The sequence below is a fragment of the Nocardia sp. NBC_00565 genome (genome assembly GCF_036345915.1).
Classification (GTDB): domain Bacteria; phylum Actinomycetota; class Actinomycetes; order Mycobacteriales; family Mycobacteriaceae; genus Nocardia.
In genome coordinates, this window is record NZ_CP107785.1 from 5,015,425 (window position 1) to 5,028,280 (window position 12,856).

13 protein-coding genes are annotated in these 12,856 nt (G+C 65.4%); 7 read left to right on the top strand and 6 right to left on the bottom strand.

Annotated elements, in window-relative coordinates; genetic code table 11:
• Positions 1–18: 18 nt before the first annotated feature.
• From OG874_RS23550 to OG874_RS23570, 5 genes are all read left to right on the top strand, one after another.
• A complete protein-coding gene (locus tag OG874_RS23550) occupies positions 19–282 on the top strand; it encodes a hypothetical protein (RefSeq protein ID WP_330249314.1) in 264 nt (87 codons plus the stop codon).
• Between the two features lie 63 nt (positions 283–345).
• The gene (locus OG874_RS23555) at positions 346–549 is read left to right on the top strand and encodes a hypothetical protein (protein WP_330249315.1); all 204 of its coding nucleotides are present in this window, start codon (positions 346–348) and stop codon (positions 547–549) included.
• 81 nt (positions 550–630) lie between these two features.
• Positions 631–1,278 carry a type IV toxin-antitoxin system AbiEi family antitoxin domain-containing protein gene (locus tag OG874_RS23560; RefSeq protein WP_330249316.1) on the top strand — a complete coding sequence of 216 codons (648 nt, stop codon included), beginning with the start codon at positions 631–633 and terminating at the stop codon, positions 1,276–1,278.
• On the top strand, positions 1,275–2,033 hold the full coding sequence (locus OG874_RS23565) for a nucleotidyl transferase AbiEii/AbiGii toxin family protein (protein ID WP_330249317.1): 759 nt from the start codon (positions 1,275–1,277) through the stop codon (positions 2,031–2,033). The genes OG874_RS23560 and OG874_RS23565 overlap by 4 nt, the downstream gene beginning before the upstream one ends.
• Positions 2,034–2,045: 12 nt before the next feature.
• On the top strand, positions 2,046–2,192 hold the full coding sequence (locus tag OG874_RS23570; protein ID WP_330249318.1) for a hypothetical protein: 147 nt from the start codon (positions 2,046–2,048) through the stop codon (positions 2,190–2,192).
• 72 nt (positions 2,193–2,264) lie between these two features.
• Here the strand turns inward: OG874_RS23570 and OG874_RS23575 are convergent, their stop codons facing one another.
• The gene (locus tag OG874_RS23575; RefSeq protein WP_330249319.1) at positions 2,265–2,582 is read right to left on the bottom strand and encodes a Clp protease N-terminal domain-containing protein; all 318 of its coding nucleotides are present in this window, start codon (positions 2,580–2,582) and stop codon (positions 2,265–2,267) included.
• A 195-nt stretch (positions 2,583–2,777) separates the two neighbouring features.
• Between OG874_RS23575 and OG874_RS23580 the strand changes: the two genes are divergently transcribed.
• The gene (locus OG874_RS23580; protein ID WP_330249320.1) at positions 2,778–3,968 is read left to right on the top strand and encodes a Fic family protein; all 1,191 of its coding nucleotides are present in this window, start codon (positions 2,778–2,780) and stop codon (positions 3,966–3,968) included.
• 132 nt (positions 3,969–4,100) lie between these two features.
• Here OG874_RS23580 and OG874_RS23585 read toward each other — a convergent pair whose 3' ends face one another.
• From OG874_RS23585 to OG874_RS23605, 5 genes are all read right to left on the bottom strand, one after another.
• Positions 4,101–4,319, bottom strand: coding sequence for a hypothetical protein (locus tag OG874_RS23585; RefSeq protein WP_330249321.1), 219 nt, complete (start codon positions 4,317–4,319; stop codon positions 4,101–4,103).
• 63 nt (positions 4,320–4,382) lie between these two features.
• Entirely contained in the window at positions 4,383–8,405 is a 4,023-nt protein-coding gene (locus tag OG874_RS23590) for a TIGR02680 family protein (RefSeq protein ID WP_330249322.1), read from the bottom strand.
• A complete protein-coding gene (locus OG874_RS23595) occupies positions 8,402–9,667 on the bottom strand; it encodes a TIGR02678 family protein (RefSeq protein ID WP_330249323.1) in 1,266 nt (421 codons plus the stop codon). Before OG874_RS23595 ends, OG874_RS23590 begins: the two co-directional genes overlap by 4 nt.
• Positions 9,664–11,202 (bottom strand): TIGR02677 family protein, encoded by a 1,539-nt coding sequence (locus OG874_RS23600; protein WP_330249324.1) that lies wholly within the window; start codon positions 11,200–11,202, stop codon positions 9,664–9,666. Before OG874_RS23600 ends, OG874_RS23595 begins: the two co-directional genes overlap by 4 nt.
• 73 nt (positions 11,203–11,275) lie before the next feature.
• A complete protein-coding gene (locus tag OG874_RS23605) occupies positions 11,276–12,544 on the bottom strand; it encodes a TIGR02679 family protein (RefSeq protein WP_330249325.1) in 1,269 nt (422 codons plus the stop codon).
• Here OG874_RS23605 and OG874_RS23610 point away from each other — a divergent pair.
• Positions 12,469–12,837, top strand: coding sequence for a hypothetical protein (locus OG874_RS23610; RefSeq protein WP_330257701.1), 369 nt, complete (start codon positions 12,469–12,471; stop codon positions 12,835–12,837). The genes OG874_RS23605 and OG874_RS23610 overlap by 76 nt on opposite strands.
• Positions 12,838–12,856: the final 19 nt, after the last annotated feature.

Here is a 12,856-nt window from a genome sequence, read left to right on the forward strand (position 1 = left end):
ATATGCCACGATGCTCGCATGGCACTCCAACGTACGATGGCTTACGCCGATGCCAACGACCTGGCCATCATCAAAGAGGCCGCCGCACAGAGCAACGTCGGCGAGGCGGAGATCATCCGCAACGCGATACACCTGGCCGCACTGCGGGTGCAGCGCCGATCGGAACCGCTGCGTATGAGGCGTTTCGCCAGCGGCGATCCCACCTTCGCCGCGCGCGTCGACGAGTACCTGGCCAATGATTTCGGCGGCCGCTCGGAACGCCCGCGCCCGGAATCGTCATAGCCGACACATCCGGGCTGATGGCCGCATTCGACACCTCGTCACCGGACAGCGATAGGGCCTTTCATGTCCCACGTGCTCGATCAGGCCAACGCCGTCCGCAGGCTCTACCCCGACTTGCGTCTCGACCTCGCCGACGCAGTCATTGTCGCCTTGGCCGCCGACTACGAAACCGACGCCGTGCTCACCCTCGACCGACGAGACTTCCGGGCACTGACGCCACTTACAGAGCACAAGGCATTCCGCGTACTGCCCGACGACTTTCGTTAACCGGAATGGATCGGCGGCGCTCGATGGCATTATTATTGGATCCGTAACACTCAGGGTGACAGATCCAATACTGGAGGCGACATGGGTGAACAACATCGGGGTACCGGAATACCTCCGGAGTTCGCGCGTCGTCCGCTCCGCACGATCACAGCGCGCCAGGCGGCCGCGATCTACCCGCATCCGCGTCAACAGCTGTCCAGACTGGCCGATCGCGGACTGCTGCATCGTCCTGCCGACGGCTATTACGTTGTGGTGCCGCAGGAACATGTCGGGAGCGTCTGGCTTCCGGAACTCGAAGCGGTGGCAGCGGGAATCGGGGCCGCCATCTACGGACCCGACCAAGCCATGCTCATGGGGGTCAGTGCTGCTCGCGCGCTCGGTGTGATTCCGCGTGCGCTCGCCGTGGGAGTGGTTGCCGTGCCCAAACAGCGGGCGCCGATCCGGCTCCGGGATCGCGATGCAACCATTCGGTTCGTGACCCGCGATACCGATCGCCTCGACGCCGAAACGATAGGCACGGAGCTCGGCCGCGCGGTGGTGACAACACCGGAACAGACCGTGCTGGACCTGGCACACCGCCCGACGCTCGGCGACACCGAGATCGAGGTGCCCACCGCTATCCGCGCGCTGTACCGCAGGTGCGATCCCCAGCGACTCGCCGAGTTGGCCGCCGACCAACGTCTGGGCACCGCTTTGGATCGAGCCACCGCGTTGGCCACCCAGTCATGAGCCTCGAGTATCACGAGCGCGCCTCGATCGCCGCTCAGTTCGGCGTATCGGATATGCAGGTGGAAAGGGACTACCTGATTTCATTGTTGCTCGCGTACCTCAGCGAGAACCATTCCGACTCAGTGGTTTTCATCGGTGGTACCGCACTGGCGCGAACCCACCTCCCGAACGGACGGCTCAGCGAAGATATCGATCTGGTCTCCGTCGAGTCCCGCACCGAACTCGCGAGCCAACTCACGCGCGCACTCCCCCGCGCTGTCCAACGCAGCTACGGTCGACTCGAATGGCAACCCAGTCTCGCCGACGTCTCCGGCTCCGACGCCGCGCATCTCGTCGCCGCCGACGGTCGTGCGGCCGTCAAGATCCAGTTGCTCTCGCATGCCGGGATGGCGCCATGGCCAACCGAATCCAGGGCACTCGAGCAGCGATACCGCGATGTGCCCGCGGCAACCCTGACGGTTCCGACTCGCGCAGCCTTCGTCGCCGCCAAAACCGTGGCCTGGTGCGATCGCGCCGCCGCCCGCGACCTATGGGATTTGTGGGCCTTGAGCCGGATGGGAGCCTTCGATCACGAAGCGGCGGCACTATTCCGCCGCTTCGGCCCCACCAACAAACAACCACAACCCTCGCAATTCAGCAGGGCCCCAACCGAAGATCAATGGCAAGCTCAGCTGTCGGGCCAAACCAGAGTCGAGACAACGGCAGCCGAGGCGCTACGAATCGTGCGGGCCGCCTGGCTATCTGCTACGCCTTGATGCGCCGCCGCGATGTTCGCCGTGCGGCACGGCCTGATCCCGCCCGGCCCCTTCGACACCACCGACACCGAAGCCGCCGGCGCCCGCTTCGAGCATGCCTTCGTCGCCGGAGCCAACGACGGCGAATTCGACTGCACCACCACGCAATTCGCCAACTAGAAACGGCCCGCGACCAGCCGTCCGAAGCCGACGCTCGGTCTGCGCTGAAACTTTCAGATGCGGCTTTTCAGGTCAGGCGTCGTCGGTGGTCCGTATCAAGATGGCCGCCGTCAGCGCGACAGGTGTGCTGTCGGCCTGTTCGAGGATCCGGGATATCAGCTCGTTGTCGAGGTGGAGCAGGGCGAGGGCCAGATGTGCGGGGAGGATGCGCTGGTGGTGTAGTTCGGTGGCCACGCGTAGCGCGAGTTCGAGTGCGTGTTTCGCCTCGGGGGTGAACGGCGGCCGCCGGTCGGTCACCGATGCCGCGCGCCGATCGGGAGCCGATTCCAATGCCCCCACTCCGAAGGTCTGCTCGACGACCGCGCGGACCTGTTCGTAGTCGATCCCCACCCGCTCAGCGCCTCGGGGTTGACCCCGCCCGCCGCTGGTTTGTCGGTGCGGGGCAGCACACTCGTCGGGTCAGCGGTGGACGACACCGATAGGAAAGCTGCAAAACTACAGCAAGACAGTGTTTAACTGAGTTTTAGACAAATAAACTAAGCTATAGAGGTTCATGGCTTAGTTTTCCACCGAAAGGATCGAGCCTTGAGTTGGCCGTCGCACCGAACAGAGGCGTGCGCCTGGAACCCCCGCAACCGGCAGGGTTCGCGCGCCGACCGCACTCTGGCACGCGTCGAAGTTTCGATTCCACCGTATATCGCCGACCTCGACTACGCCCCCGCGGGAACCGTCGCGCGCGCCCATGAGGACGCCGTAATCGCGGTCGCGCGACTCGAAGCGGGCTACGGCGTGCACCTCGCTCCGCTCGGGGACTTTCTACTGCGTAGCGAGTCCGTCGCTTCGTCGAAGATCGAGCACATCGACGCCGGGTGGCGCGCTTTCGGTAAAGCCCTCGCGGGAGGCAAGGCCAGTGACGAAGCCCAGTCGCAACTGGCGGCGGTCAAGGCCCTGATCGCTATGGTCGATGCTGCAGGCGCCGGCCCGATCACCCTCGATGGACTCCTCGCCGCCCACCGGTTGCTGATGGCGCCCGATTACTACACCGCCCGTGATTCCGGATCGTTGCGCAACGTACAGAACTGGATCGGCGGCAGCGACTACACGCCGATCGACGCGCTGTACGTCCCGCCGCCACCGGAGCTCGTTCCCGAGTTGATGGACGACCTGGTGGTTTTCACAAACCGCACCGATCTGCCGATTCTCGGCCAGGCCGCGATAGCGCATGCCCAGTTCGAGTCCATCCACCCGTTCACCGACGGCAACGGCCGCATCGGTCGCGCCCTCATCAGCGCCATCCTGCGCCGCCGCGATCTAACTCGACGGGTCACGGTCCCGCTTGCATCGGTCATGCTCGCCGACACCAGCCGCTACTTCACACAACTCACCGGCTACCGGGACGGACGCGCGGACGAATTCGTCGAGTACGTCGCCACGGCCGCGATTCACTCCACCGAAGCGGCGCAAGATTCCGCCCAAGCCCTGGCGGAACTGCCCGCGCTCTGGCGTACGACAGTGCGACCGCGTGCGAACTCGGCAGACGAGGCACTGCTCGCGGCGTTGCTCGACACTCCAATCTTCAACGCCGACACCGCACAACGGATAGCGGGCACCACCGACGCCAGCGTCTACCGAGCGCTCGGCAAGCTGACCGACGCCGGCGTCCTCGAGGTGCTGTCGGACAGTAAACGCAACCGCATCTGGGCCGCAACCGACGTACTGGCCGAACTCGACGCACTCAGCGCCGCCATCGGCAAACGAACCACGGGGCGCCGGTAACCGGCGGATCCGCGGAGCCGGGCGGGCTTGCGTTCGGCAGTCGAATCGAGATGCCGGGCGAGTCGGTCCGGATCGGCGGCATGAACCGTGACCGGTGGAAGGAGTTCTGCTGACCTCACTGGATCGTCGGTCTCAGTTGTCGTCGCCGAAGCGCGCCCCGTCCGAATCCCGTTGGACCGGAGCGTAACCCGCGCTGCGCAGCGCCGCCAACGTGGTCGCCGCGTCGGATCGTGAACCGACGACGGTCGGTGCCAACGCCCGCAAACCGAGTTTGGCCAGCTTCCGATTCCCCGCCACTTCTATCAACAATGTCGTGTCGTCGGCGACGACCACATAACCGAGGTCCGTCACAGCCAGTGACCCCTTTTTCGATCACAGGGTGTCCATCGTCTTTGGGCCCGGCGCCTTCAGCTGTCAATCCGCGTGCAGGTCGTGCCCATCCCACGTGAACCGCGCCGTGGTCACCGCATCGTCCCCGTCCCCGGTCAGAATCTGGTGGATACCGATCCCACTGAGTTCCGCGTACGTGCACCACTCATGATCGGAAGTAAGCACCAAGTCCAGATCCAGCGCCGACAACAGCGCGAAGATCTGGCCGCGGTTGGTCGTATCGACCCCGACGAACACCTCGTCGAGCAGGATTACGCGGGGTGCCTCCGGTGCCGCCTGGTAGTGCGCGGCCACTGCGGCGAACAGTGGAAGGTGTAGGGCGATGGCTTTTTCGCCGCCGGACAGTGCACCGTGCAGCTTCTTGGTGAGCAACTGCCAGCCTTCCCCATTACCCCGGTCGACCTTGACCACAAACCGGTGCCACGCGGTGTAATCGAAGACCTGGGCGAGCTGTTGCTCCCAGCTGGTTGCGGTGTCGTCGGCCTTGGCCTCTTCGATGCGGTCGCGCAGAAACCGGTGCAGGGACTGGTGATCGGTCTCGGTGAGTCGTACTGGGTCTTTGAGTAGGAGGTCGCGGGCGGCCTTGGTTCCGGGGGGCAGGTCGGGGGCGATTTGCCAGACCAGTCGTACGGCGACGTTGGAGGCGGTACGGACGCGTTCGAGGCGGGCGTTCATCCCGTCGACGAGCTCGTTGGCCTGGCGGATGCGGGCCGCGAGGTGGCGGCGGGTGTCGCCGGTCAGGGTTTGGTCGAACAGTTGGCGCTCCTGCTCGGTGATTTCGTGTTCGGCCTGATCGGCCTCCGTGCGGAGGATGTGCAGCAACTCGGCGGCGCCGACGCGGACACCGTCCACGACTGCGGTGAAAACCTGGATGTCCTCGTCGGTTTCGAGGTCCAGGTCGGCGCGGGAGCTGAGGGCGGTGCGGCAGTCGTGCACGGAATCGGCCAATCTACGTAGTGCTTCACCGAGATTGGCGGGGGCGTGCGGGATGGTGGGCCAGGCTGCGGCTACGAGGCGCGCGGCTTCGAGTGCAGCGCGGACTCCTTCGGATCCGGTGAGCGTGTTCTGGAACGTGGTGAGGTCGGTGATCTCGCTGTCGGCGGGGAAGACTCCGGCGGCCATGTGGCGGAATCGTTGTGCCACAGTGTCTCTCGCGGCTTCCGCGATCTCGTGCGCCTTGGCATCGGTGATCCGCTGGCTCCCAAGTCTGCCGAGTTCTTCCGCAAGGTCGTTAACTTTCAGACCCGCCACACGTATTCCGTCGACGAGTTCACCGATCCTGGTTCGTAGGTCGTTGATCTGGTCGAGCACCCCGAGGTAGTCGAGCCCGACGGCTCCTTCGATAGCGTCGAGCTTCGCCGTCAACTGCCGGTGTTCGTCTTCGGCAGCGGCTGCTTCGTTCTCGCGCTGTTCGGCGAGTCCCGTTGAGCGCCTGGCTTGTTCGGCAAGGAACTCCGCCGAACTACTTGCGGACCGTAAGTCACCGTGTGCATCGAGCCAGCCCTCGGCCTGGCCGCAGAAGGTATCGAGCGCCTCTGCCACTCTGTCCAAGGCACCCCGCGCGGTCGGTAACCCGTTCTCGGCGGCGAGGCTCGACAGTTCGAGGAGTGCGGTTTTCACCGCGTGCTCTCGGACAGAAACATCATCCACTCGCTGCCGGACGACACCATCGGCAGCGGCCAGATCCGATTCCGCTCTGGTGAGCAGTAGTTGGGCGGTCGTCAGCTCGTCATGCCCTGGCTTGGCGCCGCGTTCGGCTCGAACGGCTTGCCGCCGCGCGCTCAGCGCCTGCAAATCATCGGCCAGTCGGGCCAGCATGATGTCGTATTCCGCGATCTGCTGATCGAGTTCACGGATACGGCGTTCCCGTGCACGCTGACGAGTGAGCGCACCGACGAATGCGGGCTGCTCCTTATGCCAGCTGCCTGTGAGATTGCCGGTTCGCCAGGCACCGTCGGCTCCGACAGCCACGACCGCACCCGTGGGCAAACGATCATCGAATGCGATCGTGGACAGCAGGCGTCGCACCACGCTGGTAGCGATCACTGTGTCCGGCAACGGAACCAGAACGTCCGCGAGTGACCGTCCAGACATCGGTGCCAGCACGGCAGGATCGGCGAACACGTCGTGGCCGACGACCTCGCCGCGCGGCCCGACCCACGCGTCCAGTAGTCCAGATGCCTCCAGCGCAGCCTCGATCCCGGCCTGTGCGGACTCGGAAATGTCGTCGGCGAAGTCGACGAGCCGCCACAATGGAGCACCCGACAGGTGCTCGCGATCGGTGGTGCGCCAATGCGGCGCGACAGGCAGGATGTCTTGTTCGTCGGACAATCGAACACGTTCGGCGACAAGCTCTTCCCGCTCACCACGCGCGGTTGTCACCGCGGACTCGCAGAGCGTTTCCTGCTTGCTGATCTCCTCCAGGACAGTAGATGCCGCCGCATTGACCGCTTCGGCGACCGCCGACTCGGAATCGGCCATATCGGCCAGCGCCTCGGGGTCGAGGAAACCGAGCTCGCGACAGCGGCCGACCCACTCCCGCAAGCCGATTCGCAGATCCTCCAGCGCCCGTTCACGCCCTTCAGCCGCCGCTATCCGAGCTGCCTCGGCATCGGTATACCCTTCCCGGGCCAGATCAAGATCCCTCTCAGCCTGCCCGCGCAACGTGACCGCACGCTCGTGTGCTTCCAGCGCCAGGACGGTCGCGCCGATCTGATCTCGCCTGCCACGTACGGCACCACGCAGCAACGACCGCGGCCGATCGGTATCCAGTGCAGCCGAAATCTCCTCGTACACACTGGACATGCCGACACGGGCCGCCGCCTGCTCGGTCTCTGTGGCGAGGCCGTCGACGATCCGCGCCTGCCCCTGTACAGCTGCGACAGCCACCTGGTATTTGGAGACGTCGTCCTGTGCGCCGTTTCGGTACGACGTTGCGTCGCGCCGGATGTCTGCGGCCCGGCTCTGCGCCTTGACGGTGTCCCGACGCAGCCGGTCCAACTCCTGCCCCTGTTTGTATGCCTCGGACTCCAGCAGCCCTTCCTTACGCGCCTCATCTTGCGAGCGCTCCGCCTCCAGGCCTTCTATCTGCTCTTCGGTCTCCTTTTTCCGCTGTGCGACGGACTCGTATTCTTCGGCGGACTTCTTGGCTGCGTTCGACAGTCTGTCCAGCTCGGTCGTCGCGGAAATGAGCGCTGCCGCACCCGCCCGCAGGACCCGCTGGGCGTAGGTTTTCTGCTGGCGGGCGAGCGTGCGGGTGGCGCCGACCTCTTCTGCCAGCCGAGTGAGCCGTTCCCGTTGGGCATCCAGCCGTTCGAAACCCTCTGCCAGATCGGCGATCTCGTCCTGCCCGAGCGGCGGCAAGGCACGCGACAGCAAGGTCGACAGCAATGCGGGATCGAGCCGTTGCGACAGCTTCGGAGTCCGCAGCTGGAGCATCGCGGTGATGAGCGCGTCGTAGCGTTGCTCGTTCAAGGTCGGGAAGAGCGCCGAGCGGATTTCGTCGCGATAGTCGCCCGCGTTGCCGTGGACGGTACCGCGCGTGCCGAGCCGCTCCTCCAACGCCGTGCGGGTCAGCGGCCGTCCGTCGGTGGTCAGTGTCAGGCCGTCGCCGATGCGCAGATCCGTGGTGAAGTAGTCGGGGTGGACGGTGGTGGTGTGGCTGCTGGCCTGCAGACGCGCACCGCAGGTGAACCACCGCTCCGGATCTCCTGGCAGTCGGAATTCCAACCAGACGTAGCCGACTCGGGTGGTACCGGTTGCGCCCTCTCCCATCAGGTTCCAGTGCATGGTCCGCTCGCCGGTGCCGAAGGTGGAGAGGCGATTGGCACGCAGGTTCGCGTCGAACAGGAACGGCAGCAACAGTTCCAGCGCTTTGGACTTGCCGCTGCCGTTCGGTCCACGCAGCAGCAGCCGGCCCTGGTGGAACTCGAAGACCTCGTCGTAGTACCGCCAGACATTGAGAATGCCTGCGCGAGAAGGGATCCACCGCACCGGGCGCTCATCGTCCGCGTCGGCCATGGGGCGGGGCAACGCAGTCACGGTCATGACGGCGACTCCTCGATGGTGTCGTGATTGTTGGTGTCGGAGGTCCGCACACCGCTCACGCGGTAGCGCGCCGCTGCGGGCAGCGGTATCACCAGCCCCGATGCGGTGGTGCGTACGAGACCGAAGGCCGACAGCGTGGCGATCGAGTCGGATACGAGCTGGCGGATGCCGTCGGCGCCTCGATAGCTGCGTGCCCAGCGCGGAAATCGTTCCAGCAGTTCGGTTGCCGACCGGCGCAGCTGCTCGACGGTTGTCGATCCGGGCATCGCGTCGAGCAGCAGCAATGCCGCAACCTTTGCGGTCGCCGCATCGTCGGGGAACCTACTGTCGGTGGCGATACCGTCGACATCGACCAGCAGCACACCCTCCGCCCGCTCTTCCAGCATGAAGCCGCCCTGCTCTGCGGCTTGGCGTAGCAGCCGCCGACCCGTCGGCGAGGCGATGTAGGCGCGTTCCTCGTCGGACAGCTCGTTGTAATAGACGACCGGGTCATCGACCAAACGACGAAACACCGAGTGGCGCAGCCACAGATTGCGTTGCACATCGGAGACGCCCGCGGTGTCCGCGTGGCGGCCCGACGCCAGGCCGTAGCGGCGTTCGCGGGATACCTCGGCAAGCAACTGCTCGACCCGCAGCGGGACCTCGTCGACAGGCACGCCTAGTTGGGACGGTCCGACCGGTGCCGCGAGCAGCCGAAGCAACAGCGTGGCGTCCACTCGGTACAGCACTTTCGCCGAGTTCGATTCGATGTAGGAGTCGGCGGAACCGTCGATAGCATCCAGCACTCCGAAGGATTCGAGCAACCGCAGTGCGTCCACGAAAGCCATCCGCTCACTGCGGCTCGCGGTCTGGAAGTCTGCCAACACCGGATCCGCGGCGGTGGCGGCCTGCACCCGATCGGCGAGCAGGCCGATAGTCGTCACCGGCGCGGTGAACAGCTCGGCGGCAACCACGCACAGCAGGACGTAGCGCCTACGGTCGAAAGGGGCTCGTGCCGAACGCAACCTGCGAGCCGGGCGAGTGGGGTCGGTGGCGGGGCGCACCTTGACCAGGCGCGCGTAACCAAGACGCGGTTCCACCGTCAATGTCCAACCGCAGTAGTAGTCGAACCATTTCGCGATCGGTTCGCGCCTGCGGCGGATGAGGTCGAACGGTTCCGGCGCACCGCGTTCGGTGATGAGCGGGCTGGCCAGCAGCTGCCGAATACCCCGCGATACCTCCTCGCGTTCGGCGATCACCAGCTGATTCGCGAGCTCACTCATATCCGTTCTCCGCTCGCGCGCCGCCCTTTTCGCTCCCCCGGCACCACGATCTCCAGGACGTAATCCGGGCCCTGGAAGACACCGAGCGGAGTCTTCAGCTCAGCCCGAGCGCCGTCCTGCGGTGGTCGCAGCACGATCTCGATCCGTCCGTCGGTGGTGCTGCCCCGCCGGGTTCCACTCGGCTCCGGCACGTTGCCGAGCGCTCGTCCCAGCAGGTCGAGCAACCGCTCGAACACCGCGTGGTCGAGCCGACCGAATGCGGAAAGCCGGACGGCGCCACCGGTATTCAGCAGATCCCAGGCCGCCTCCAGCTCGGCGCGCTCGGCAGCGGCTTGTCCGGCGCGCGCGGCTTTGATCGCGGACACATCCCGTATACGGCCGGTCCGGCTGAAGCGTTCCGTCCGACCGGCTGTGCGCAGCAGCGGGGACACCTCGACCGGCGGCGCCGCAGACCACGCGGATGTCGAGCTCACCAGTTCAGGATCAGGGTGTGCCAGGTGGGCGTGCCGTGCTGAACTCAGCCCGAATGCCGTCGACCACAGCCGATGCAGATCATCCTGATCCGGCACCACAGTGAACCATCTGGCCAGCTGACGAAAGTCGGCTACGGCACTGCTGGAACGCCTGCGTGACTCGGTGATCCGGTCGAGCACCTGCAGCAGCGTGATGATCGCCTTGCGGCCGACGAGATGGAGTTGTTCGATGCGAGGCGCCGAACCGTCGGCGGGCCGGAACCATGCCTGTAGACCCTCCCAGCGCGCCCGGCGGTGCTCCAACCACGCTAACCCGGGATCGGTGCCGGTCAGCTGTGGCAGCTCGGCGCCGATCAGAGCGCGATGATGCATCCGTCCGACGCCGTAATCATCGATCGCACGGATTCGGGTGGTTATCGCATGTCTTCGGTGCTCGATGTTGGTGAGAAACTCTTGGAGGTAGGCGACAGTGGCGGCCTTGACCTCATGGAACACCGCCAAGTCCGCGCCTTCGGCCCGCAACAGCCGTTGCAATTCTCCGTTGAACTGCTTGGTGTTTCCGCGCAAGGCCTCGAGATGCGACTCGAGTTCACTCAGCGTGCTGAACACGCGCCGGTCGGTACCCGACTCCAACTCTTCGATCAGGTCACGTAGTCGATCGGAGATCGCGTCCAGCACCGCGGTCTGCAGCGCGCCGGTCGACGCGAGCACTGTCATCGCATGGATCACACCGGCGAACGCGGCCTCGCCCTGCCGGGTGAGCGAGTACTGCAGGTTGCGGCGTTCGTATTCGCTGGCGGTCCGGTAGTTCTCGGAGTGGTTCTGGATAACGTCGACGAGCTTCCAGGTGCGCAGCTGATCCAATGCCGCGGTCAGGTCGTCGTCCTCGAGCGCTTCCAGCCATCCGACCGAGCGGAGCCGGGCTCGGATGTCATCGATGCCAAGCGCCGTTATCAGTCGCTCGTTGGCCTCGCCGAAGGCGTGCAGCACCGACACGTATAGCCCGGCGCGATCTCCGCTGGTAAAGCGGAACATCTCGGGCGGAACACGGATCGGGTCCACGGCGCCTCCCCTGGACTGGTGGTACAGCCGCCCACACTAGACCTCAGTACCGACATGCGGTCCGGGCTCGGCTTCACTGCGCCTGCTCCTGCGCGAGTTGGTCGAGCAACACGGTCGCGACGCGCTCTTCCGGCACCGCCGTTCCGACTCGAATCATGTGTCCCGACAGGTCCGGATCCCACGGCACCGGTGTCACCCGCCCGACGGACGGACCCGCACCGCCCACCGCGGCGAGGTAGTCCGCGCTGCTCATCCGCCAGGGAATGGCACCGACCCTGGCGACAATGTTGGCCGCGATGCGCAGTCCTTCGCCGTCGAAATCGCCGTGATAGTGCAGTTCGGCACCCGCCGAGGCCAATTGCTGGAGCAACCGCACACCAGCACTGCTCGGCCATCCGGACGTGCAGATCATCGGCGGGCATCGAGTGCCGAATCTGGTCAGCGCCAACGCAAGCAGGCTCGGATTCTCGACCACCCAGACCCGAGTCGGCACGCCGACAATGCGTGAGCATGCGCGAAGCTGCTGCAAGGTGAGCGCGGCGGCTTGCCCGGCCTCCGCACAAATGTGCAGAATCCTCCCGATCGCGTCGCCTGCTGTGGTGATACGCAGCCCAGCGGACAGCACAGTGGAGGACAACTCGTCGTCGGCGATACCGGCGTGATCCCACAAGGCACGAAGTTCACCGGCATCCGACGGTGCCGCGATGCCATAGACCGCAACCAATGCCCGGACCACCATCGTGTGCAATCGTGTGCCCTCATCGAGGCCATGGGGATCGCCGAGCACCGAGTCGGCAAACACGGGCAGAGGTGTTCCGACACCAGGTAATTCGTCCAGAACGCAGAGGGCCTGATCGAGCACCGCGCGCGTCCGTTCGACCGATCCTTCGATGAGTCCGTTCCGCCGCGTCGATGCCACCCACGTCTCCAGAGCGGGCTGCGCTCGCACGACCTCGTGTTCGGACAGCCACGCCCACAAGCGGTTTCGCTCTTCTGCCGCGCTTCGACGTTCGGCGGCACGATCGCCGATCGGCCCCACCAGCTGCTCGACGACTTCGTATGCCGTGCAGCCGACTACCTCATTGAGTACGGCATCGAGGTCGGCCACCGAAATGGTGGCGTGTTCGCCCGGCAGTCGTACAGCCCCGAACAGATCCGCGATTGCCCCTTGCTGCTCGACGTCCAGCGGTCCCACCCGCACGCGCTGCACAGCCCGCCCTGCCGAGAATCTTTCATATAGCGCCCGCCATAGCGAGTCCAACGCAGGTGAGAGCCGCCGAACCGGGCTCCCGACGGTTACCTGTCGACTGCCTGATTCCGTTGCCGGGTCCTCGGCGCTCATCCGCCGATCCTATTTCGCGCGGCCTGATCCCACCCGGCCCCTTCGACACCACCGGCGCCGAAGCTGCCAACGTCGGCTTCGAGCACTGGTTCGGCGGCGCGGACACCTTCGAACTTCTCGACACCATCGCTGGCCGCATCGGCGCGACGCTCTATCTGGGCCGGCGAATTCGGATGTGTCCCAAGGACTCCCCGGACGCGGCACGCATCGCCGAGCAACATTTCTTCGCTACCGCCGGTAATCGCATCGAATCCATCGACCTACTCTGTTCTGGATGGAATGCTGAGCACTGAAGACCGAATCAGTTGCGTA